General features: G+C 57.8%; 18 protein-coding genes, 5 tRNA genes, 1 rRNA gene and 1 riboswitch (1 of these 25 only partly in view). Of the genes, 19 read left to right on the top strand and 5 right to left on the bottom strand.

What is annotated here, in order from left to right:
- Positions 1-202 precede the first annotated feature (202 nt).
- The 7 genes from AC3IUF_RS22500 (at position 203) to astE (ending at position 8,081) form a co-directional block, all read left to right on the top strand.
- On the top strand, positions 203-1,423 hold the full coding sequence (locus AC3IUF_RS22500) for an aspartate aminotransferase family protein (RefSeq protein WP_007912711.1): 1,221 nt from the start codon (positions 203-205) through the stop codon (positions 1,421-1,423).
- 214 nt (positions 1,424-1,637) lie between these two features.
- Complete coding sequence (aruF, locus tag AC3IUF_RS22495) at positions 1,638-2,657, top strand: arginine/ornithine succinyltransferase subunit alpha (protein WP_007919353.1); 1,020 nt, start codon at positions 1,638-1,640, stop codon at positions 2,655-2,657.
- 51 nt (positions 2,658-2,708) lie between these two features.
- Entirely contained in the window at positions 2,709-3,734 is a 1,026-nt protein-coding gene (gene astA / locus AC3IUF_RS22490; RefSeq protein WP_007919351.1) for an arginine N-succinyltransferase, read from the top strand.
- Positions 3,731-5,200: a succinylglutamate-semialdehyde dehydrogenase gene (gene astD, locus AC3IUF_RS22485; protein WP_489281697.1), complete on the top strand. Its 1,470-nt coding sequence runs from the start codon at positions 3,731-3,733 to the stop codon at positions 5,198-5,200. The genes astA and astD overlap by 4 nt, the downstream gene beginning before the upstream one ends.
- 163 nt (positions 5,201-5,363) lie before the next feature.
- The gene (gene astB / locus AC3IUF_RS22480; RefSeq protein ID WP_007919347.1) at positions 5,364-6,710 is read left to right on the top strand and encodes an N-succinylarginine dihydrolase; all 1,347 of its coding nucleotides are present in this window, start codon (positions 5,364-5,366) and stop codon (positions 6,708-6,710) included.
- A 57-nt stretch (positions 6,711-6,767) separates the two neighbouring features.
- The gene (locus AC3IUF_RS22475; RefSeq protein ID WP_007919345.1) at positions 6,768-7,058 is read left to right on the top strand and encodes a hypothetical protein; all 291 of its coding nucleotides are present in this window, start codon (positions 6,768-6,770) and stop codon (positions 7,056-7,058) included.
- 12 nt (positions 7,059-7,070) lie between these two features.
- On the top strand, positions 7,071-8,081 hold the full coding sequence (gene astE, locus AC3IUF_RS22470) for a succinylglutamate desuccinylase (protein WP_007919337.1): 1,011 nt from the start codon (positions 7,071-7,073) through the stop codon (positions 8,079-8,081).
- Between the two features lie 122 nt (positions 8,082-8,203).
- Here the strand turns inward: astE and AC3IUF_RS22465 are convergent, their stop codons facing one another.
- Positions 8,204-8,713, bottom strand: coding sequence for a 6,7-dimethyl-8-ribityllumazine synthase (locus tag AC3IUF_RS22465; RefSeq protein ID WP_489279334.1), 510 nt, complete (start codon positions 8,711-8,713; stop codon positions 8,204-8,206).
- A 104-nt stretch (positions 8,714-8,817) separates the two neighbouring features.
- Positions 8,818-8,989, bottom strand: a riboswitch (FMN riboswitch).
- Positions 8,990-9,187: 198 nt separating this feature from the next.
- Between AC3IUF_RS22465 and ltaE the strand changes: the two genes are divergently transcribed.
- The 8 genes from ltaE to AC3IUF_RS22425 all read left to right on the top strand — a co-directional run bounded on the left by ltaE (position 9,188) and on the right by AC3IUF_RS22425 (position 15,299).
- Positions 9,188-10,192 (top strand): low-specificity L-threonine aldolase, encoded by a 1,005-nt coding sequence (ltaE, locus tag AC3IUF_RS22460; protein WP_095112211.1) that lies wholly within the window; start codon positions 9,188-9,190, stop codon positions 10,190-10,192.
- A gap of 146 nt (positions 10,193-10,338) precedes the next feature.
- Entirely contained in the window at positions 10,339-12,957 is a 2,619-nt protein-coding gene (gene alaS, locus AC3IUF_RS22455; protein ID WP_007919333.1) for an alanine--tRNA ligase, read from the top strand.
- 90 nt (positions 12,958-13,047) lie between these two features.
- Entirely contained in the window at positions 13,048-14,289 is a 1,242-nt protein-coding gene (locus AC3IUF_RS22450) for an aspartate kinase (protein ID WP_007919332.1), read from the top strand.
- Positions 14,290-14,476: 187 nt separating this feature from the next.
- The gene (gene csrA, locus AC3IUF_RS22445) at positions 14,477-14,665 is read left to right on the top strand and encodes a carbon storage regulator CsrA (protein WP_002554426.1); all 189 of its coding nucleotides are present in this window, start codon (positions 14,477-14,479) and stop codon (positions 14,663-14,665) included.
- Positions 14,666-14,727: 62 nt separating this feature from the next.
- A tRNA-Ser gene (locus tag AC3IUF_RS22440) sits at positions 14,728-14,818 on the top strand.
- A gap of 107 nt (positions 14,819-14,925) precedes the next feature.
- Positions 14,926-15,002: transfer RNA gene (locus AC3IUF_RS22435), tRNA-Arg, on the top strand.
- 71 nt (positions 15,003-15,073) lie between these two features.
- A tRNA-Arg gene (locus AC3IUF_RS22430) sits at positions 15,074-15,150 on the top strand.
- Positions 15,151-15,222: 72 nt separating this feature from the next.
- Positions 15,223-15,299, top strand: a tRNA-Arg gene (locus AC3IUF_RS22425).
- Positions 15,300-15,318: 19 nt separating this feature from the next.
- Here the strand turns inward: AC3IUF_RS22425 and AC3IUF_RS22420 are convergent.
- Positions 15,319-15,837: a cell envelope protein SmpA gene (locus AC3IUF_RS22420; RefSeq protein WP_095112210.1), complete on the bottom strand. Its 519-nt coding sequence runs from the start codon at positions 15,835-15,837 to the stop codon at positions 15,319-15,321.
- A 321-nt stretch (positions 15,838-16,158) separates the two neighbouring features.
- On the opposite strand from AC3IUF_RS22420, the gene mgtE reads away from it, so the two are divergent.
- On the top strand, positions 16,159-17,601 hold the full coding sequence (gene mgtE, locus AC3IUF_RS22415) for a magnesium transporter (protein ID WP_007919330.1): 1,443 nt from the start codon (positions 16,159-16,161) through the stop codon (positions 17,599-17,601).
- A 113-nt stretch (positions 17,602-17,714) separates the two neighbouring features.
- Here mgtE and AC3IUF_RS22410 read toward each other — a convergent pair whose 3' ends face one another.
- A complete protein-coding gene (locus AC3IUF_RS22410; RefSeq protein ID WP_003178899.1) occupies positions 17,715-18,041 on the bottom strand; it encodes an Arc family DNA-binding protein in 327 nt (108 codons plus the stop codon).
- Between the two features lie 390 nt (positions 18,042-18,431).
- Between AC3IUF_RS22410 and phnN the strand changes: the two genes are divergently transcribed.
- Positions 18,432-19,001, top strand: coding sequence for a phosphonate metabolism protein/1,5-bisphosphokinase (PRPP-forming) PhnN (gene phnN / locus AC3IUF_RS22405; RefSeq protein ID WP_095112209.1), 570 nt, complete (start codon positions 18,432-18,434; stop codon positions 18,999-19,001).
- Here phnN and AC3IUF_RS22400 read toward each other — a convergent pair.
- Positions 18,976-19,155, bottom strand: coding sequence for a PA3371 family protein (locus AC3IUF_RS22400; protein WP_095112208.1), 180 nt, complete (start codon positions 19,153-19,155; stop codon positions 18,976-18,978). The genes phnN and AC3IUF_RS22400 overlap by 26 nt on opposite strands.
- A gap of 20 nt (positions 19,156-19,175) precedes the next feature.
- The gene (locus tag AC3IUF_RS22395; RefSeq protein WP_007919322.1) at positions 19,176-19,412 is read right to left on the bottom strand and encodes a hypothetical protein; all 237 of its coding nucleotides are present in this window, start codon (positions 19,410-19,412) and stop codon (positions 19,176-19,178) included.
- Positions 19,413-19,706: 294 nt separating this feature from the next.
- On the opposite strand from AC3IUF_RS22395, the gene AC3IUF_RS22390 reads away from it, so the two are divergent.
- Together AC3IUF_RS22390 and AC3IUF_RS22385 are read left to right on the top strand one after the other, a co-directional pair.
- A tRNA-Arg gene (locus AC3IUF_RS22390) sits at positions 19,707-19,783 on the top strand.
- Between the two features lie 659 nt (positions 19,784-20,442).
- Positions 20,443-21,152, top strand: a 16S ribosomal RNA gene (locus AC3IUF_RS22385) (it continues 827 nt past the right edge of the window).

The raw sequence follows: 21,152 nt of genomic DNA, 5'->3' as shown, positions 1-21,152 counted from the left end.
TCTGCAGCCTGCCGCAAATCGGCGGCGCCCGTTAAACTGCGCCTTTGCGACGCTATATGTCGCATTGCCGTAAACCCGTGAAAATCCGGGGTTTGCGCTATAAGAAGTTGTCGCTTGGCGACAAGGCCGGGCTGAAAACTGTCCTTACAATCCTCACCAAGCTCGCCAGTTTCAGGCGAGTGTTTCTCATCAGGAGACTCCGATGTCCGTTGAGCACGCTGCGGTACAACGCGCCGATTTCGACCAGGTAATGGTTCCCAACTACGCGCCTGCCGCTTTCATTCCAGTGCGTGGCGCCGGTTCCCGCGTCTGGGATCAGGCCGGCCGCGAGCTGATCGACTTCGCCGGCGGCATCGCCGTCAACGTATTGGGCCACGCGCACCCGGCGCTGGTCGGTGCACTGACCGAGCAAGCGAACAAGCTGTGGCACGTGTCCAACGTGTTCACCAACGAGCCAGCCCTGCGCCTGGCGCACAAGCTGATCGATGCCACGTTCGCCGAGCGCGTGTTCTTCTGCAACTCCGGTGCCGAGGCCAACGAAGCCGCGTTCAAGCTGGCCCGTCGTGTGGCGTTCGACCGTTTCGGCTCTGAGAAGTACGAAATCATCGCCGCGCTGAACAGCTTCCACGGCCGTACCCTGTTCACCGTCAACGTCGGTGGCCAGTCGAAGTACTCCGACGGTTTCGGCCCGAAAATCACCGGCATTACCCACGTCCCTTACAACGATCTGGCCGCGCTGAAAGCGGCGGTGTCCGACAAGACCTGTGCGGTCGTGCTGGAACCGATCCAGGGCGAAGGCGGCGTGCTGCCGGCCGAACTGGCTTACCTGCAAGGTGCCCGCGAACTGTGCGACGCGAACAACGCGCTGCTGGTGTTCGACGAAGTGCAGACCGGCATGGGCCGCAGCGGCAAGCTGTTCGCCTACCAGCATTACGGCGTGACTCCGGACATCCTCACCAGCGCCAAGAGCCTGGGCGGCGGTTTCCCGATCGCGGCCATGCTGACCACCGAAGCGCTGGCCAAGCATCTGGTCGTCGGTACTCACGGCACCACTTACGGCGGCAACCCGCTGGCGTGCGCGGTCGCGGAAGCGGTGATCGACGTGATCAACACGCCAGAAGTGCTGAACGGCGTGAACGCCAAGCACGACAAGTTCAAGGCGCGCCTTGAGCAGATCGGCGAGAAGTACGGCCTGTTCACTCAGGTGCGTGGCCTCGGTCTGTTGATCGGTTGCGTGCTGAGCGATGCCTGGAAAGGCAAGGCCAAAGACATCTTCAACGCCGCTGAAAAAGAAGGCCTGATGATTCTGCAAGCCGGCCCGGACGTGATCCGTTTCGCGCCGAGCCTGGTGGTGGAAGACGCCGATATCGATGCCGGTCTCGACCGCTTCGAACGCGCTGCCGCAGCACTGACGCAAGCCTGATAGACCCTTCGACGCCTGGAGCTTTTCAGGCGTCGATCAAAATTTTATGCCGGACCAGATCAACTGTAGGAGTGAGCCTGCTCGCGATTGCGGTCTGTCAGTCGACTCATTGGTTTCTGACAGACCGCAATCGCGAGCAGGCTCACTCCTACATTGATCTCCATGTAGGCCCGGTTATTTTTTCTGTGAATTTATAAGAGAAAGGAGTGACACCATGCTGGTGATGCGCCCCGCGCAAATGGCTGATCTGGGCGAGGTACAGCGTCTGGCTGCGGACAGCCCGATTGGTGTCACTTCCTTGCCGGATGACGTGGAACGTCTGAGCGACAAGATCGCTGCGAGCGAAGCTTCGTTTGCCGCCGAAGTGAGCTTCAACGGTGAAGAGAGCTACTTCTTCGTCCTCGAAGATTCCACCACCGGCAAGCTGGTCGGTTGCTCGGCGATTGTCGCCTCGGCCGGTTATTCGGAGCCGTTCTACAGCTTCCGCAACGAGACCTTCGTCCACGCTTCGCGCGAGCTGAAGATCCACAACAAGATCCACGTGCTTTCGCAGTGCCATGACCTGACCGGCAACAGCTTGCTGACCAGTTTCTACGTGCAGCGCGAGCTGGTCGGTTCGCCGTGGTCAGAGCTCAACTCCCGTGGCCGTCTGCTGTTCGTTGCCAGCCACCCGGAGCGTTTCGCCGATTCGGTGGTGACCGAGATCGTCGGTTACAGCGACGAGAACGGCGACTCGCCATTCTGGGATGCGATCGGTCGCAACTTCTTCGACCTCAACTACGCCGAAGCCGAGCGTCTGTGCGGGCTGAAAAGCCGCACGTTCCTCGCCGAACTGATGCCGCATTACCCGATCTACGTGCCGCTGCTGCCGGACTCCGCCCAAGAGGCGATGGGCCAGGTTCACCCGCGTGCGCAGATCACCTTCGACATCCTGATGCGCGAAGGCTTCGAGACCGATCACTACATCGACATTTTCGACGGTGGCCCGACCCTGCATGCGCGTGTTTCGGGGATCCGTTCGATCGCCCAGAGCCGCGTGGTGCCGGTGAAGATCGGCGAGCCGGTGAAAGGTGCCGGGCGCCAGTATCTGGTGGCCAACGCGCAGTTGCAGGATTACCGCGCGGTGCTGCTGGAGCTGGATTACGCGCCGGGCAAACCGGTGACTCTGGATCTGGAAGCAGCCGAAGCCCTGGGCGTCGGTGAAGGTGCCAGTGTGCGCCTGGTGGCGGTTTAACGCCTTAGCGAGTTTCACGGGTGGCGAAGGCGGCCCGTTTGAGGAGATAGCATGATTGTTCGTCCCGTACGCAGCAGCGATTTATCCGCTCTGATCGACCTGGCCCGCAGCACCGGCACCGGCCTGACCACGTTGCCGGCCAACGAAGAACGTCTGGCCCACCGGGTCGGCTGGGCCGAGAAGACCTTTCGCGGTGAAGCCGGTCGTGGTGATGCGGACTACCTGTTCGTGCTCGAAGACGATGACGGCCGCGTGGTGGGGATTTCCGCCATTGCCGGTGCGGTCGGTATGCGTGAGCCTTGGTACAACTTCCGTGTCGGCCTGACCGTCAGTGCTTCGCAAGAGCTGAACATCTATCGCGAGATTCCGACGCTGTTTCTGGCTAACGACCTGACCGGCAATTCCGAGCTGTGCTCGTTGTTCCTGCACGCCGATTATCGCAGCGGTCTGAATGGTCGCATGCTGTCGAAGGCGCGGATGCTGTTCATCGCTGAGTTCCCGGAACTGTTCGGCAACAAGATCATCGCCGAAATGCGCGGTGTCTCCGATGACGCCGGCCGTTCGCCGTTCTGGGAAAGCCTCGGTCGGCACTTCTTCAAAATGGAATTCAGCCAGGCCGATTACCTGACTGGTGTCGGCAATAAAGCTTTCATCGCCGAGCTGATGCCGAAATTTCCGCTGTACACCTGCTTTCTGTCCGAAGGCGCACGTAACGTCATCGGTCAGGTGCACCCGGACACCGAGCCGGCCCTGGCGATGCTCAAGGGCGAAGGGTTCAGCTATCAGGGTTACGTCGACATCTTCGACGCCGGCCCGGCCATCGAATGCGAAACCGGCAAGATCCGCGCGGTGCGTGACAGTGAAGCGCTGGTGCTGGCCGTTGGCACACCGGGCGAAGACGCCACGCCGTTCATCATCCATAACCGCAAACGCGAAGACTGCCGCATCACTGCTGCGCCGGCGCGTCTGGCTGCCGGCACCCTGGTGGTCGATCCGCAGACCGCCAAACGTCTTCAACTCAACGCTGGCGATCAAGTGCGCGCCGTGGCGTTGTCCGCTGCACGGGAGTCGAAATAATGAATTCGCTATACATCGCAGGTGAGTGGCTGGCCGGTCAGGGCGAAGCTTTTCAATCGCTGAACCCGGTGACTCAGCAAGTGCTGTGGTCGGGGGAGGGCGCAACCACCGCTCAAGTCGAGTCGGCGGTGCAGGCTGCACGTCAGGCGTTTCCGGGCTGGGCGCGGCGTTCGCTGGACGAGCGCATCACTGTGCTGGAGGCGTTCGCCGCCGCGCTGAAAAGCCACGCTGACGAACTGGCCCGCACCATCGGTGAGGAAACCGGTAAGCCGTTGTGGGAAGCCGCGACCGAAGTCACCAGCATGGTCAACAAGATCGCGATCTCGGTGCAGAGCTACCGCGAGCGCACTGGCGAGAAGAGCGGCCCGTTGGGCGACGCCACCGCCGTGCTGCGCCACAAGCCACACGGTGTGGTGGCGGTGTTCGGTCCTTACAACTTCCCCGGTCACCTGCCGAACGGCCACATCGTTCCGGCGCTGCTGGCGGGTAACAGCGTGCTGTTCAAGCCAAGCGAACTGACCCCGAAAGTCGCCGAGCTGACAGTCAAGTGCTGGATCGAAGCCGGCCTGCCGGCAGGCGTTTTGAACCTGCTGCAAGGCGCTCGCGAAACCGGTATCGCGCTGGCGGCGAATCCGGGCATCGATGGTCTGTTTTTCACCGGTTCGAGCCGCACCGGCAATCATCTGCATCAGCAATTTGCCGGGCGTCCGGACAAGATTCTGGCGTTGGAAATGGGCGGCAACAACCCGTTGGTGGTCGACCAAGTCGCCGATCTCGATGCGGCTGTTTACACGATCATTCAGTCGGCGTTCATTTCTGCCGGTCAGCGTTGCACGTGTGCGCGCCGCTTGCTGGTACCGCAAGGCGCCTGGGGCGACAGCCTGCTCAAGCGTTTGGTTGAAGTCAGCTCGACGATTGAGGTCGGTGCATTCGATCAGCAACCGGCGCCGTTCATGGGTTCAGTGATTTCCCTCGGCGCGGCGAAAGCGCTGATGGACGCTCAAGAACATCTGTTGGCTAACGGCGCGGTGTCGTTGCTGGCGATGACGCAGCCGCAGGCACAAGCCGCGCTGCTCACGCCGGGCATTCTCGATGTGAGCGCTGTTGCCGAGCGTCCGGACGAAGAGTTGTTCGGCCCGTTGTTGCAAGTGATTCGCTACCTTGATTTTGAAGCGGCGATCGCTGAGGCGAATGACACTGCTTATGGTCTGGCCGCCGGTTTGCTGTCGGATTCCGAAGCACGTTATCAGCAGTTCTGGCTGGAAAGCCGTGCCGGTATCGTCAACTGGAACAAACAACTGACCGGTGCGGCGAGCAGCGCGCCGTTTGGCGGTGTCGGTGCCTCGGGCAATCATCGCGCCAGCGCCTATTACGCAGCGGATTACTGCGCGTACCCGGTGGCGTCGCTGGAAACCCCGAGTCTGGTGTTGCCTGCCGCCCTGACGCCTGGCGTGAAAATGGCGTGATGCCCAATCGCTGGCAAGCCAGCTCCCACAGGGGCGGAGGCGTCCACACATTTTGTGTGCGACGCGGTCACTGTGGGAGCTGGCTTGCCAGCGATGGCCGCACCGCGGTGTTAAAGAATAGTTACTGAAGCCTATAACAACAGATTCTCGTGGAGCCTCGCTGATGAAATCCTATGAAGTCAATTTTGACGGTCTAGTGGGGCCGACCCATAACTACGGTGGTCTGTCCTACGGCAACGTTGCCTCCCAGAGCAACAGCCAGCAATCTTCGAACCCGAAGGAAGCGGCGCTGCAAGGTCTGGCGAAGATGAAAGCGCTGATGGAAATGGGCTTTCAGCAAGGCGTGCTGGCGCCACAGGAACGTCCGGACGTGGCCGCTTTGCGCCGTCTGGGTTTCAGCGGCACTGACGCGCAAGTGATCGAGCGCGCCGCCAAGGAAGCCATGCCGCTGCTGGTCGCCAGTTGCTCGGCATCGAGCATGTGGGTGGCCAACGCTGCCACCGTCAGCCCGAGCGCCGACACCGCAGACGGTCGCGTGCATTTCACCGCCGCCAACCTCAACTGCAAATACCACCGCAGCATCGAGCACCCGACCACCAGCCGCGTGCTCGGTGCGATGTTCGCCAATCAGCAGCACTTCGCTCATCACGCCGCTCTGCCGGCGGTGGCACAGTTCGGTGACGAGGGCGCGGCCAACCACACGCGTTTCTGCCGTGAGTATGGCGAGGCCGGCGTCGAGTTCTTCGTATTCGGTCGCAGCGCGTTCGACAACCGTTTCCCGGCGCCGCAGAAGTACCCGGCCCGTCAAACCCTCGAAGCGTCGCAAGCGGTTGCGCGTCTGCACGGGCTGCGTGACGAAGGTGTGGTCTACGCCCAACAGAACCCGAACGTGATCGATCAGGGCGTGTTCCATAACGACGTGATCGCGGTGGGTAACGGTGAGGTGTTGTTCTATCACGAGGACGCGTTCCTCGACACCGACTCGATGCTGGCCGAGCTGCAAAGCAAACTCGCCAAAGCCGGCGGCAACTTCCAGTCTGTGTGTGTGCCGCGTTCGGCGGTCACCGTAGATGACGCGGTGCGCTCGTACCTGTTCAACAGCCAGTTGCTGTCGCGTCCTGATGGCTCGATGTTGCTGATCGTGCCGCAAGAGTGCCAGGCCAACGAACGCGTCTGGACTTACCTGCAAGAACTGACCAGTTCCGGCGGCCTGATCCGCGAAGTGAAAGTCTTCGATCTCAAGCAAAGCATGCAGAACGGCGGTGGCCCGGCGTGCCTGCGTCTGCGCGTCGCGCTTAACGAAACCGAACTGGCGGCGGTCAATCCAGGGGTTATCATGACGCCACCGTTGTACGGTTCGTTGACCGCATGGGTTGAAAAGCACTACCGCGACCGCCTGAGCGAAACCGATCTGGCGGATCCGCAATTGCTGCTTGAATGCCGGACGGCACTGGATGAACTGACGCAAATCCTTAAACTGGGCGCGGTTTATCCATTCCAGATCAATTGATGGCCAGCGCGTCGCCTGAACGCGGCGCCCGGCTTGTCTCACCTAGAGAGTAAAAACATGAGCGATTCCCTGCAGCTGATCCTTGAAGACACCGACGGCACGCAACTGGAGACCTCCTGCACCCGCGTCGCGGTCATGTGGCAAGGCAAAGAGCTGTGGATCCAGCAGGACGGCCGTGGCCAACTGCTGATCGGCGTGGACGTTGAAGAAGGTGACGCCGAGTACGCCAACCTGCTGCTGCGCCCATTGGCGACTAATCTGGTAAGTCTGCAACTGGAAATGGAACCGGCCGACGTCGGCGACGACGAAGACCACGTGCACGGCCCGGATTGCAACCACGACCACTAAGGAAACCGCTCTATGCTCGCCCTCGGCAAACTGCTTGAACTGACCCTCGCCGGCCGCGAACCGGCGGAGAAGACTCAACTGACTGTCGAAGGCGTGCGTATGCGCTGGTTGAGCGAAGGTGCGCTGGAAGTCCGGCCACCCGAAGCGCGCGACAATGGCCTGGATCTGCTGCTTTCGGCAGGCATCCACGGCAACGAAACTGCGCCGATCGAGCTGCTTGATCGGTTGCTGCACGACATCGCTCGCGGCGATTTGAAGCCGCGCGCACGCATTCTGTTCCTGTTCGGCAACCCGGAAGCGATTCGCAAAGGCGAGCGTTTCGTCGAGCAGGACGTCAATCGGCTGTTCAACGGCCGCCATGAACAAAGCAGTGGTTCGGAAGCGCTGCGAGCTTGTGAGCTGGAACGTCTGGCGGCGAGTTTCTTCAGCCTGCCGGATCGCCAGCGCCTGCACTACGACCTGCACACGGCGATTCGCGGTTCGAAGATCGAACAGTTCGCACTCTATCCGTGGAAAGAAGGTCGCCAGCATTCGCGTCTGGAGCTGGCACGTCTGCGTGCTGCCGGGATGGAAGCTGTGCTGTTGCAGAACAAACCGTCGATCGTCTTCAGTTCGTACACCTACGACAAGCTCGGTGCCGAGGCTTTCACGCTGGAACTGGGCAAGGCGCGGCCATTCGGGCAGAACGACGGGGTTAACGTCTCGCTGCTGGAAACTCGTTTGAAGCAGATTATCGAAGGCACTGAGCCGGAGATGGCTGAACCAGGGCTGGATGGTTTGCAACTGTTCAGCGTCGCGCGAGAAATCATCAAGCACAGCGATGCGTTCCGCCTGAACCTGCCGCAGGACATCGAAAACTTTTCCGAGTTGGAGATGGGTTACGTGTTGGCCGAAGACTTGGCCAATACCCGCTGGATCATTGAGGAAGAGGGCGCACGGATCATCTTCCCCAATCCCAAGGTCAAGAACGGCTTGCGCGCGGGCATCCTGATCGTCCCAACCAGCGACGAAAACCTCGCCTGACGTGATGATCGTTCCCACGCTCCGCGTGGGAATGCAGCCCGGGACGCTCCGCGTCCCAAAGCGGACGCAGAGCGGTCCATTGAGGCATTCCCACGCAGAGCAGGGGAACGATCGTTGGAGGCTTAGACGGCTACAGCATGCGGCTCTGTACGACGCAGTGCGCGAACCTTGCGCAGCGTATCCGCGCAAGTCCGCGCTGCTTCCTGACCCTTGTGCACAAAGTGCTCGAAGAAGAACTTCTGATGCTCGTCACCGGCATGGAAGTGATGCGGGGTCAGCGACACCGAGAACACCGGCACTTCGGTTTCCAGCTGCACCTGCATCAGGCCGCTGACCACCGACTGGGCGACGAACTCGTGACGGTAGATGCCGCCGTCAACCACCAGAGCAGCGGCGACGATGCCGGCATAACGGCCGGTTTTGGCCAGCAACTTGGCGTGCAGGGGCATTTCAAAGGCGCCGCCGACTTCGAAGATATCGATGTCCGACTCCTGATAACCCAGGGCAATCATTTCGGCGACGAAGCCTTTTCGGCTCTGGTCGACGATTTCCTTGTGCCAGCAGGTCTGGATGAACGCGACGCGCTCGCCGTGAGGGTGTTTGCTTTTGCTGTCGATAGCGGTGGGTTGCATGTTCTGACTCCTGTTTGTGTGAAAAACAGGGCGTTATGAATCGAAAGGGATTCAAGGGTGCGCACACGCACAACATCATCGCGCGGACGGCCCTTTGGCGTTAATCCCGTTCTCTCTTCATCCGGACTATGACCGTCGGCCCCGGAATCACACCGGGTCTGCTGACCTTGCCGCCGATCTCAACCGAAGTCGTGTTCGTCGCCAAGCGCTCGCGGGCTATGCGCATTGCGCGCAATTACCGCCGGTGGGGAATTGCACCCCGCCCTGAGAACGTTTTTGCCGCCCTTTCTGGGACGGCGCAGCGTTTTTAACACAGATTGTGTGTCTGTGCATTGCGCCTTTCTGATGATTGTCATCGAATTTTTTGCAGGCTCGAAACGACTTTTCCTTGCCCAAGGCTTGATTAATCCACGCGATGACCGCAGTAATTCCACTTCGTAAAGGGATTTCCCCTGCTGATTTGAGGCCAGGTTCATGAGCGTTATCGATCTTCGCAGCGACACTGTCACCCAACCGACTCCCGCCATGCTCGACGCGATGACTGCGGCGGACACCGGTGATGACGTGTACGGCGAAGATCCGACGGTCAATCGCCTGGAAGCCGAATTGGCCCAACGCTTGGGTTTTGCCGCCGCTTTATTTGTGCCGACCGGCACCATGAGCAACCTGCTGGGTTTGATGGCGCACTGCGAGCGCGGCGACGAATACGTCGTTGGCCAGCAGGCGCACACCTACAAATACGAGGGCGGTGGCGCGGCGGTGCTCGGTTCGATCCAGCCGCAGCCGCTGGAAGTGCAAGCCGATGGTTCGCTGGATCTGGATCAAGTCGCCGCCGCGATCAAACCGGACGACTTCCATTTCGCCCGGACTCGTTTGCTGGCGCTGGAAAACACCATGCAGGGCAAAGTGCTGCCGCTGGAGTACCTGGCCCGCGCACGCCGCTTCACTCAGGAAAAAGGCTTGCAACTGCACCTCGACGGCGCGCGCCTGTACAACGCGGCGGTCAAGCTGGGTGTTGATGCCCGGGAAATCACCCAGCATTTCGACTCAGTGTCGGTGTGCTTGTCCAAAGGCCTCGGCGCGCCGGTGGGTTCGGTGTTGTGCGGTTCGGCCGAGTTGATCGGCAAGGCTCGCCGTCTGCGCAAAATGGTCGGCGGTGGCATGCGTCAGTCCGGGTTGCTGGCAGCGGCGGGGCTGTACGCGCTGGATCACAACGTCGAGCGTCTGGCCGACGACCACGCCAATGCGCAACTGCTGGCCGACGGTCTGCGTGAAGCAGGTTTCATCGTCGAACCGGTGCAAACCAACATGGTTTATGTGCAAATGGGCGACAAAGCCGAAGCGATCAAGGCCTTTGCTGCCGAACGCGGGATCAAGTTGAGCGCCGCCGCACGCCTGCGTATGGTCACGCACATGGACGTCAATCGCTCGCAAATCGAGCAAGTGATCGCGACATTCGTCGAGTTTTCGCGCAAGTGACAGCGTTAGCCGTCCAATTGACCGTTTCTATCGTATAAACACGCTGTACCCCGCGCGCAGGGCCGATATAATGCGGCCCTTTGCCGTCGCTTCGTCTGTTGACGTTTCGAACAGGCCTTTGGCCGCAGCCTCCGTGGAAGAACCTAATGAAAAGCGCAGAAATCCGTGAAGCCTTCCTTCGCTTCTTCGAAGAGCAAGGCCACACCCGTGTAGCCTCCAGCTCTTTGATTCCGGGCAACGACCCAACCCTGCTGTTCACTAACGCGGGGATGAACCAGTTCAAGGACTGCTTCCTGGGCCAGGAAAAACGTGCGTACACCCGTGCGACCAGCAGCCAGAAGTGCGTGCGTGCCGGTGGCAAGAACAGCGACCTGGAAAACGTCGGTTATACCGCTCGTCACCACACATTCTTTGAAATGCTCGGTAACTTCAGCTTCGGTGACTATTTCAAGAAGGACGCGATTACCTACGCGTGGACCTTCCTGACCGGTGTTCTGCAACTGCCGAAGGAAAAACTCTGGGTCACCGTCTACGCCTCCGACGACGAAGCGTATGACATCTGGACCAAAGAAATCGGTGTGCCGGTCGAGCGCATGATCCGCATCGGCGACAACAAAGGCGCGCCGTACGCTTCCGACAACTTCTGGACCATGGGCGATACCGGCCCGTGCGGCCCGTGCACCGAGATTTTCTACGATCACGGCGACCACATCTGGGGCGGCCCACCGGGCTCGCCAGAAGAAGACGGTGACCGTTACATCGAAATCTGGAACAACGTGTTCATGCAGTTCAACCGCACCGCCGATGGCGTGTTGCATCCGTTGCCAGCGCCGTCGGTCGACACCGGCATGGGTCTGGAGCGGATCAGTGCGGTGATGCAGCACGTCAATTCCAACTACGACATTGACCTGTTCAAGAACCTGCTGAAGGCCTCGGCTGAAGCCATCGGTTGCGAAAACGGTGATCAGTCGTCGCTGAAAGTAGTGTCCGACCACATTCGTTCGTGCGGCTTCCTGATCGCCGACGGCGTGCTGCCGTCCAACGAGGGTCGCGGTTATGTGCTGCGCCGGATCATCCGTCGCGCCTGCCGTCACGGTAACAAGCTGGGCGCCACCGGCAGCTTCTTCTACAAGATCGTCGCGGCGCTGGTTGCCGAGATGGGCGAAGCCTTCCCGGAACTGAAGAAGCAGCAGAGCAACATTGAGCGCGTGCTCAAGGCCGAGGAAGAGCAGTTCTCCAAGACGCTGGAGCACGGCCTGAAGATCCTCGAGCAGGATCTGCTGGAACTCAAAGGCACCGTGGTGCCGGGCGACGTAGTCTTCAAACTCTACGACACCTACGGTTTCCCGATGGACCTGACCGCCGACATCGCCCGCGAGCGCAGCCTGACAGTCGACGAAGCCGGTTTTGAGCGTGAGATGGAAGCCCAGCGTGTTCGTGCGCGTTCGGCCAGCTCGTTCGGTCTGGACTACAACACCTTGGTCAAGGTTGATGTGGCCACCGAGTTCACCGGTTACAAAGACACCAGCGGTTCGGCCAAAATCGTTGCTATCTATAAAGATGGCCAGTCGGTCGACGTCTTGAATGAAGGCGAAGAGGCGGTGATCGTGCTGAACCAGACGCCGTTCTACGCTGAATCCGGCGGCCAGATCGGCGACTGCGGTTATCTGCAGGCGGGCAGCGCACGTTTCGACGTTCGCGACACCACCAAGACTGGCGGCGCATTCCTGCACCACGGTGTACTGGATTCGGGCAGCCTGACCATCGGCGCGCCAGTGGAAACTCATGTCGATGCCGAGGTGCGTCACGCTACCTCGCTGAACCACTCGGCCACGCACTTGCTGCACGCTGCACTGCGTCAGGTGCTGGGCGAGCACGTTCAGCAGAAAGGTTCGTTGGTGGATAGCCAGCGTCTGCGTTTCGACTTCAGCCACTTTGAAGCGATCAAGCCTGAGCAGATCAAAGCGCTGGAAGACATCGTCAACGCCGAGATTCGCAAGAACTCCGCCGTTGAAACCGAAGAAACCGACATCGAAACCGCCAAGAACAAGGGCGCGATGGCGCTGTTCGGCGAGAAGTACGGCGACAACGTACGTGTGTTGAGCATGGGCGGCGATTTCTCCGTCGAGCTGTGCGGCGGTATCCACGCCAACCGTACCGGCGACATCGGCCTGCTGAAAATCATCAGCGAAGGCGGTGTGGCTTCGGGTGTGCGTCGTATCGAGGCAGTTACCGGTGCGCAAGCACTGGCTTACTTGAACGCGGCAGAAGAACAACTCAAGGAAGCGGCCAGCCTGGTCAAGGGCAGCCGCGACAACCTGATCGACAAGCTGTCGGCTGTGCTGGAGCGCAATCGCCAACTGGAGAAGCAACTCGAGCAGTTGCAAGCCAAGGCTGCCAGTGCTGCGGGCGACGATCTGTCTTCCTCGGCGCTGGACGTCAAAGGCGTGAAGGTTCTGGCTGCACGTCTGGATGGTCAGGACGCCAAGGCGCTGCTGGCGCTGGTTGATCAGTTGAAGAACAAACTCGGTCGCGCAGTGATCCTGCTCGGCAGTGTCCATGAGGAAAAGGTCGTACTGGTTGCAGGTGTAACCAAGGACCTGACTGGCCAACTCAAAGCCGGTGATTTGATGAAGCAGGCTGCTGCGGCAGTGGGCGGGAAGGGCGGTGGTCGTCCGGATATGGCGCAGGGCGGCGGTGTCGACGCCGGCGCACTGGATGGCGCACTGGCGCTGACCGTTCCATTCGTCGAGCAGGGTTTATAAGACGGCCCGTCGGGCCCGCAGTCTAGTGGCGGGCCCGGCGGCTGTTCGAGTGATTATTGGGCGCCCTTCATGGGCAGAGGCGGCTTTGAAATGGCTTTGATCGTACAGAAATTTGGAGGCACCTCGGTCGGTACCGTCGAGAGAATCGAGCAGGTCGCCGACAAGGTTAAGAAATTCCGCGATGCCGGCGATGACCTGGTGGTTGTGCTGTCTGCAATGAGCGGCGAAACCAACCGTCTGATCGATCTGGCCAAGCAAATCAGTGGCGACACTCAACCGGTTCCGCGTGAGCTGGACGTGATCGTTTCCACCGGTGAGCAGGTGACGATTGCTCTGCTGGCGATGGCGTTGATCAAGCGCGGTGTGCCGGCGGTGTCGTACACCGGTAATCAGGTGCGGATCCTGACCGACAGTGCGCACAATAAAGCGCGTATCTTGCAGATTGATGACCAAAAGATTCGCGGTGATCTGAAAGCAGGTCGCGTGGTGGTTGTCGCCGGTTTCCAGGGCGTCGACGAGCACGGCAACATCACCACCCTCGGTCGTGGCGGTTCCGACACGACCGGCGTAGCTTTGGCTGCCGCGTTGAAGGCTGACGAGTGCCAGATCTACACCGACGTGGATGGTGTCTACACCACCGACCCGCGCGTTGTGCCGGTCGCTCAGCGCCTGGACAAGATCACCTTTGAAGAGATGCTGGAAATGGCCAGCCTCGGTTCCAAGGTGTTGCAGATCCGTGCGGTGGAGTTCGCCGGCAAGTACAACGTTCCGCTGCGCGTACTGCACAGCTTCAAGGAGGGTCCGGGCACCCTCATTACTATTGATGAAGAGGAAACCATGGAACAGCCGATCATTTCCGGCATCGCTTTCAACCGCGATGAAGCCAAGCTGACCATCCGTGGCGTGCCAGACACCCCGGGCGTGGCGTTCAAGATTCTCGGCCCGATCAGTGCCGCGAACATCGAAGTCGACATGATCGTGCAGAACGTTGCGCACGATAACACCACCGACTTCACCTTCACCGTGCACCGCAACGACTACCAGGCCGCACAGACCGTGCTGGAAAACACCGCTCGCGAGATCGGTGCCCGTGAAGTGGTTGGCGACACCAAGATTGCCAAGGTCTCGATCGTCGGCGTCGGCATGCGTTCCCACGCAGGCGTGGCCAGCCGCATGTTCGAATCCCTGGCGAAAGAAAGCATCAACATCCAGATGATCTCGACTTCGGAAATCAAGGTTTCCGTGGTGATTGAAGAGAAGTACCTGGAACTGGCTGTGCGCGCCCTGCACACGGCTTTCGAACTGGATGCTCCGGCCCGTCAAGGCGAGTAATTCCGTTTCTTGAAGGGCGCGGTCTGACCGCGCCCTTTATTTTTTGAATGGCGCGAGCCCTGAACTGTTCTTTTGCTCGCGCTGGTCAATACTCAGGCATGTAGGGCTACGATCGCTCCGGTTGTAGGTCGGGTGCCTTTTTTTTGCAGACTGTTGTCCCTGAACTGAATTGCGTAAGGAGAAAGGTATGCTGATTCTGACTCGTCGGTGCGCAGAAAGCCTGATTATCGGTGATGGCGAAATCACCGTGACCGTGCTCGGCGTTAAAGGAAATCAAGTGCGTATCGGCGTCAATGCCCCGAAAGAGGTTGCCGTGCACCGTGAGGAAATTTACCTGCGTATAAAGAAAGAGAAGGACGAAGAACCAAGCCATTAATTTTTATCGATTTTTATGTTTGCAAACGGGGAAAAGGTTGGTTAAGATACGCCCCGTGTTGCGGAGAGCTGGCCGAGTGGCCGAAGGCGCTCCCCTGCTAAGGGAGTACACCTCAAAAGGGTGTCGGGGGTTCGAATCCCCCGTTCTCCGCCATTATTTGCTTAGTACGTCGTAATCTGGCTTTTTCTGTAAGTTGTTGAAATTAATAGAAAAAGTGGTTGGAATAGAGATTAGACGGGCTATAATGCGGCGCAACAAATGCACTCGTAGCTCAGCTGGATAGAGTACTCGGCTACGAACCGAGCGGTCACAGGTTCGAATCCTGTCGAGTGCACCATTTAAGAGTTAGTTACAGCAATGTAAATAGCTCGGCTTCAACCAGATGTGATCTGGTCTAAAAACACAAATGCACTCGTAGCTCAGCTGGATAGAGTACTCGGCTACGAACCGAGCGGTCACAGGTTCGAATCCTGTCGAGTGCACCATTTAAGAGTTAGTTGCAGCAATGTGAATAACTTGGTTTCAGCCAGTTGTGGTCTGGTCTAAAAACACAAATTGCACTCGTAGCTCAGCTGGATAGAGTACTCGGCTACGAACCGAGCGGTCACAGGTTCGAATCCTGTCGAGTGCACCATATACCGAAAAGCCCGCGTTTAACGCGGGCTTTTTGCTGTCCGGGATTTGGTTTTTGCCTTCACGCATCCCCTCTCATCAAAATCTATTTGAGCCGAACGGCCTCGCTTGAGGTCATAGCGATAGCTGGTCGCCGATGTTCGAATATTCACCTTGTCCGGTTTGCCTAACGCGCTTTCGACGTCTTGCTGACTCATGCCGGCAATGACTCGGCGATTGATGATCGCTTCGCGACGTTGTCTCGCGTCGATCAGATTTCCGCATCGGTCTTCTGTGTGGCCAACAATGACGGGTTCCCGAATTCGGTTTGTCATGCCGGATGTTTCTTCGTGGTTGTGCTCCGGCATCACTGCCGCGACTGATCCGGGCAAGTAGGGGTGAACGTCCTGCTCTGAGCGTCGTTCGCCTTGAGCGCAGCTCATTGATGTGAAGGTGATGCTGCCATCGACTGCCTCGCAGCGATGGAGGGTGAGGGCGGCCCCGGTCGGCGGCAGGCAGAACAGGCTGGTGAGTACAAGGTGGGATGGTTTCAATGGCATTCGACGTCCTCCATGACGATCTACGCTCAAGGGTAGTCGCTACATTTTCCAGTGCCGGTGTGTTTTCTTTTCAGGATGAGTCGTCGCATGTGCAGGGATCAGGACAGTGCTCAGGATTGTTTCGCAAGCGCTTGTTTCGACCGCGATTTTTTAACGTTTTAAACCGTCAGGCGGTGTATCATTGCGCCCGTCAGCCCCGCCGGGGCTTGTGGAAAACCTCCATGGACTTACCCAGTAGTTACTCAGTACCCCGTTTCACCAATCATGAATTGACTGATTGATCCTTCCGGCGTGCCCCGCTGCTGGGAGTGGAGTTCGCCTATGTCTGAAATCGAAGTAAAGAAAACACAAGAAAGCCTGCAGGATCGCCTGGCTCAGGTTGTCGAGTTGCTGCAGCGTCAGCGCGTCGTCGAAGACCTGACTCATCGCCAGGAAGGCGCGCATCACGATCGCGTCGAAAACCTGGTTCATCGACAAAATCTCGTCGAGCTGCAACGCAAGCTTGATGATCTGCACTCTGCCGACGTCGCCTACATCCTTGAAGCCTTGCCGCTGGACGATCGTCTGACGCTCTGGCAATTGGTCAAGGCTGATCGCGACGGCGATATCCTTCTCGAAGTATCCGACTCTGTTCGTGAAACGCTGATCGCCGACATGGACGATCACGAGCTCTTGGCCGCGGCCAAGGACATGGACGCCGACGAACTTGCTGATCTGGCTTCCGAGCTGCCGCGAGACGTCGTCCACGAGCTGATGGAGAGTCTGGATAACCAGCAACGTGAACGCGTGCGGTCGGCCCTGTCTTACGACGAGGAGCAGGTCGGTGCGTTGATGGACTTCGAGATGGTGACTATCCGTGAGGATGTCAGTCTCGAAGTGGTTCTGCGCTATCTGCGTCGCCTCAAAGAGCTTCCAGGTCATACCGACAAGCTCTTTGTCGTTGATTACGATGGTGTGCTCAAGGGTGTACTGCCGATCAAGCGCCTTTTGGTCAATGACCCGGACAAACAAGTTGCCGAGGTGATGGCCAGTGATCCGGTGAGCTTCCACCCGGACGAAGATGCCTACGACGCCGCACAGGCCTTCGAGCGTTACGACTTGATCTCCGCCCCGGTAGTCGATAAGAACGGCAAGTTGATCGGCCGTCTGACGATCGACGAAATGGTCGATCTGATTCGTGAGGAAAGCGAGAACGAAGTCCTCAACATGGCCGGTCTGCGTGAAGAGGAGGATATCTTCGCTTCGGTATGGAAGTCTCTGCGTAACCGTTGGGCGTGGCTGGCGATCAACTTGATCACTGCGTTTGTCGCGTCGCGAGTGATCGGTCTGTTCGAGGGTTCGATCGAGAAGCTGGTAGCACTGGCGGCACTCATGCCGATCGTGGCGGGTATTGGTGGTAATTCCGGTAACCAGACGATCACCATGATCGTTCGCGCCATGGCGCTCGATCAGGTCAGTACCGGTAATACTTCGCGCCTGATGCGCAAGGAGTTGGCGGTAGGCTTGATCAATGGCTTGGTCTGGGGAGGTGTGATCGGTGTTGTTGCCTATCTGCTCTACGGGAGTTGGTCCCTGGGCGTGGTAATGACCGCGGCAATGACACTTAACCTGTTACTGGCTGCATTGATGGGCGTTTTGATCCCTATGACCTTGGCGAAGATGGGGCGAGATCCGGCGATGGGAGCCAGCGTGATGATCACTGCGATGACCGACAGTGGTGGCTTCTTCATATTCCTGGGGTTGGCGACAATCTTCCTGCTCTAACCGGCAGCATTGAAACAGCCCGCTAATTGGCGGGCTTTTTTGTGCCTGCGATTACCCAAAATCCGCGCGAAAAAAAGCCAGCAATTAAGCTGGCTTGAGATGTTCGGTATGGCTCAGGACGCGTCTGCTGCCATTTCTGCATCGTGGGCAATCAAGGACACCAGAGCATTTTGTTGGCGGTGAGACAGCTGGCGGAAACGTTGCAACAGCTCGCGCTCGTGCAACGACAGCTCCGGGCTGTCCAGGCGCATGCTCAGCTCTTCGCCCAGTGCACCTTCCTGAATAAGACTCTGCTCAAGGCGCGCAATGATTTCGGAGTTCATGCTGCGATGATGATTGCGAGCCACCTCGGCAATGCGTTCCCGCATTCCGTCTGGCAGACGTACGACGAACTTGTCAGCCGTACGGCTGGAATAAATTGCCTGTTTCAATGGGCGCATATATTTAACCGGTTAGTTCAGGGGAGCGGTTCTCGGGATTGGCCGCAGGATGTGTGGTAGGACAAGCATCCGCGCCAAATGGTTCAACCTGAATTGTTAAGAGGCCCGCATCATGCCTCAAAATTGCCAGATCATTGGCGTCAATTCTGTGACAAATATTGAGCTGGGTAAAGGCGTAATGCCAGCACCAATTATCAGAAATGCGGACTGGTTTGAAATCTTCGCCACTGTCCGCATCCTTGTTCGGTTCCTGCCGCACATCAATTGATGTCCGAAGGCATCAGAACGTGCATTCTATGCGGGTTCTAAATCCTTGTTCCTTACCTGTACAGGATAGTGGCAAATTGCCGATTTACTAGTGGCATACCCCTGCTGGAGGGTGTTTTCAGGATGGATGGCAAGCTAATTTATTTGATGGGGCCGTCCGGTTCGGGAAAGGACAGTTTGATTGAAGCGGCGCGGGTGCCATTGCGTGCGTTGAACTGCGAGGTGATGCGTCGGGTGATCACGCGATCCGCTGAATCGGTAGGAGAGGATGCCATTGGGGTGACACCGGAGGAGTTCGAGCGACGCGAGCGCGCTGGCGACTTCTCGCTGGCCTGGCGCGCCAATGGTCTTGCCTATGGAATTACGGTGGAAATGGATCAGCGACTGAAAGCGGGTCAGCATGTGTTGGTCAACGGTTCCCGCGCCAATCTGCGCCAGGCATTGGAGCGCTATCCGGCGCTGCTGCCGGTTTTGCTTACGGTCAGGAATGAAGTTTTGCGAGAGCGTCTGCTCAGACGTGGTCGAGAGACGCTTGAGCAGATTGAAGAAAGACTGGCTCGCAATGCGTTGTTCAAGGATCGGAGGTCAAGTGATGGGCCGGTATATCACATCGATAATTCCGGAAATCTGGCGGAGGCCGTCAATGATCTTCTGCGCCTGATCGGGATCAACGTAAAACCGGATCAAATTTGATTTTCCGTCCGGCAGCCATTGCAAGCACAAACAGCACTGTAAACACACCGCAGCCAATCAGTGGCAGGGTGATTTCGGTACCCTCGAACAACGATAAATGCACAACGCCGCTCAATAAAGCGAGGATCAGAAATCCTGCAGCTGATTTGGACATTTTGTACTCCTGAAGATATTTCAAAAAACCAGATGTTCTGAAGTCAGTGCTGGCAGCGTCTGCCCGGAAATACTGACGGCTTGTGAGGTGGGGTTGACCTGATCGCTCAGCACCGCCAGTTGCGGCGTTCTCTGTACCTGCAGGTAATGTGGCATACGCTGAACCAATGGCTCTGGTGCGGAACTCTCGGGGATAAATTGGGAGCTCACCAAAACCACTAGAGCAATTGCGTTTGCAAGCAAAAGAGTGCTGTTCATGGGGCGTGGCTCCGAATGTTCTTCTATAGAACAGATAAAGCAGCCGTCGTGCCAACAGTTTAACCTCTGTTAAGTCCTTTAAAAACAAGCATTTGAGAGGCTTTTATGGCTTGCTTGGATTGCAATCTGCAATGAAGGCGTTAGGGAGGTGTGCAAAATGCACGGTAATTCTTCCCGCGATATGGCAGGGCGGCTGCCTACACTTAAAAAGCCCTACGGACGACATGACAAATCCGGGTGCGGTGGTTAACATGCACGCCGTCCGTCATGCAGCGTCTGCTGCGACAAGCGTGTGTCCCAGTAGCTCAATTGGATAGAGCATCCCCCTCCTAAGGGGAAGGTTGGCAGTTCGAACCTGCCCTGGGACACCATCTATTTGTTGAAACTCCTCTCCTTTGATATTCGCTGACCTCGTGCTCAAGCTTTGCTACGAGCCAGGGTGGGTTTGCCTATGCTTTCTGGCTGAAGGCTTGATTCCAGGTAAGGCTTAGGTGAGCGCCTCTATATAGAGGGCTTTTCCTTGCTTCGATAGAAAAGCGAAATTAACGGTTGACGGCAGATTTCAGATGTCTATAATTCGCCCCACTTCCGGCGCAGTCGAAACGGAAAACTCGTTGAGATTCAATGAGTTATGTGGGTTTCGGCAGCAGGTTGCTTCAGTTCATCGAAGTCGAAAGGAAGTTGAAAAAGAGGTGTTGACAGCAGCGTGTAACGCTGTAGAATTCGCCTCCCGCTTCGGAGAGATCTGAAGCGCAAGTGGTTGAAGTTGTTGAAGAATTCTTCGAAAACTTCTGAAAATAATCACTTGACAGCAAATGAGGCTGCTGTAGAATGCGCGCCTCGGTTGAGACGAAAGATCTTAACCAACCGCTCTTTAACAACTGAATCAAGCAATTCGTGTGGGTGCTTGTGGAGTCAGACTGATAGTCAACAAGATTATCAGCATCACAAGTTACTCCGCGAGAAATCAAAGATGTAACCAACGATTGCTGAGCCAAGTTTAGGGTTTCTTAAAAACCCAAAGATGTTTGAACTGAAGAGTTTGATCATGGCTCAGATTGAACGCTGGCGGCAGGCCTAACACATGCAAGTCGAGCGGATGAGAGGAGCTTGCTCCTGGATTCAGCGGCGGACGGGTGAGTAATGCCTAGGAATCTGCCTGGTAGTGGGGGACAACGTTTCGAAAGGAACGCTAATACCGCATACGTCCTACGGGAGAAAGCAGGGGACCTTCGGGCCTTGCGCTATCAGATGAGCCTAGGTCGGATTAGCTAGTTGGTGAGGTAATGGCTCACCAAGGCGACGATCCGTAACTGGTCTGAGAGGATGATCAGTCACACTGGAACTGAGACACGGTCCAGACTCCTACGGGAGGCAGCAGTGGGGAATATTGGACAATGGGCGAAAGCCTGATCCAGCCATGCCGCGTGTGTGAAGAAGGTCTTCGGATTGTAAAGCACTTTAAGTTGGGAGGAAGGGTTGTAGATTAATACTCTGCAATTTTGACGTTACCGACAGAATAAGCACCGGCTAACTCTGTGCCAGCAGCCGCGGTAATACAGAGGGTGCAAGCGTTAATCGGAATTACTGGGCGTAAAGCGCGCGTAGGTGGTTCGTTAAGTTGGATGTGAAATCCCCGGGCTCAACCTGGGAACTGCATTCAAAACTGTCGAGCTAGAGTATGGTAGAGGGTGGTGGAATTTCCTGTGTAGCGGTGAAATGCGTAGATATAGGAAGGAA

The organism is Pseudomonas sp. KH_040, assembly GCF_057839305.1.
This window is presented reverse-complemented; position numbering and strand designations above follow the sequence as displayed.

What these genes read in the sequence shown, in the direction of transcription:
- AC3IUF_RS22500 (WP_007912711.1), top strand. Translation starts at nt 203, where the DNA reads ATGTCCGTTGAGCACGCTGCGGTACAACGCGCCGATTTCGACCAGGTA.
- aruF (WP_007919353.1), top strand. Translation starts at nt 1,638, where the DNA reads ATGCTGGTGATGCGCCCCGCGCAAATGGCTGATCTGGGCGAGGTACAG.
- astA (WP_007919351.1), top strand. Translation starts at nt 2,709, where the DNA reads ATGATTGTTCGTCCCGTACGCAGCAGCGATTTATCCGCTCTGATCGAC.
- astB (WP_007919347.1), top strand. Translation starts at nt 5,364, where the DNA reads ATGAAATCCTATGAAGTCAATTTTGACGGTCTAGTGGGGCCGACCCAT.
- AC3IUF_RS22475 (WP_007919345.1), top strand. Translation starts at nt 6,768, where the DNA reads ATGAGCGATTCCCTGCAGCTGATCCTTGAAGACACCGACGGCACGCAA.
- astE (WP_007919337.1), top strand. Translation starts at nt 7,071, where the DNA reads ATGCTCGCCCTCGGCAAACTGCTTGAACTGACCCTCGCCGGCCGCGAA.
- AC3IUF_RS22465 (WP_489279334.1), bottom strand. Translation starts at nt 8,713, where the DNA reads ATGCAACCCACCGCTATCGACAGCAAAAGCAAACACCCTCACGGCGAG.
- ltaE (WP_095112211.1), top strand. Translation starts at nt 9,188, where the DNA reads ATGAGCGTTATCGATCTTCGCAGCGACACTGTCACCCAACCGACTCCC.
- alaS (WP_007919333.1), top strand. Translation starts at nt 10,339, where the DNA reads ATGAAAAGCGCAGAAATCCGTGAAGCCTTCCTTCGCTTCTTCGAAGAG.
- AC3IUF_RS22450 (WP_007919332.1), top strand. Translation starts at nt 13,048, where the DNA reads ATGGCTTTGATCGTACAGAAATTTGGAGGCACCTCGGTCGGTACCGTC.
- csrA (WP_002554426.1), top strand. Translation starts at nt 14,477, where the DNA reads ATGCTGATTCTGACTCGTCGGTGCGCAGAAAGCCTGATTATCGGTGAT.
- AC3IUF_RS22420 (WP_095112210.1), bottom strand. Translation starts at nt 15,837, where the DNA reads ATGCCATTGAAACCATCCCACCTTGTACTCACCAGCCTGTTCTGCCTG.
- mgtE (WP_007919330.1), top strand. Translation starts at nt 16,159, where the DNA reads ATGTCTGAAATCGAAGTAAAGAAAACACAAGAAAGCCTGCAGGATCGC.
- AC3IUF_RS22410 (WP_003178899.1), bottom strand. Translation starts at nt 18,041, where the DNA reads ATGCGCCCATTGAAACAGGCAATTTATTCCAGCCGTACGGCTGACAAG.
- phnN (WP_095112209.1), top strand. Translation starts at nt 18,432, where the DNA reads ATGGATGGCAAGCTAATTTATTTGATGGGGCCGTCCGGTTCGGGAAAG.
- AC3IUF_RS22400 (WP_095112208.1), bottom strand. Translation starts at nt 19,155, where the DNA reads ATGTCCAAATCAGCTGCAGGATTTCTGATCCTCGCTTTATTGAGCGGC.
- AC3IUF_RS22395 (WP_007919322.1), bottom strand. Translation starts at nt 19,412, where the DNA reads ATGAACAGCACTCTTTTGCTTGCAAACGCAATTGCTCTAGTGGTTTTG.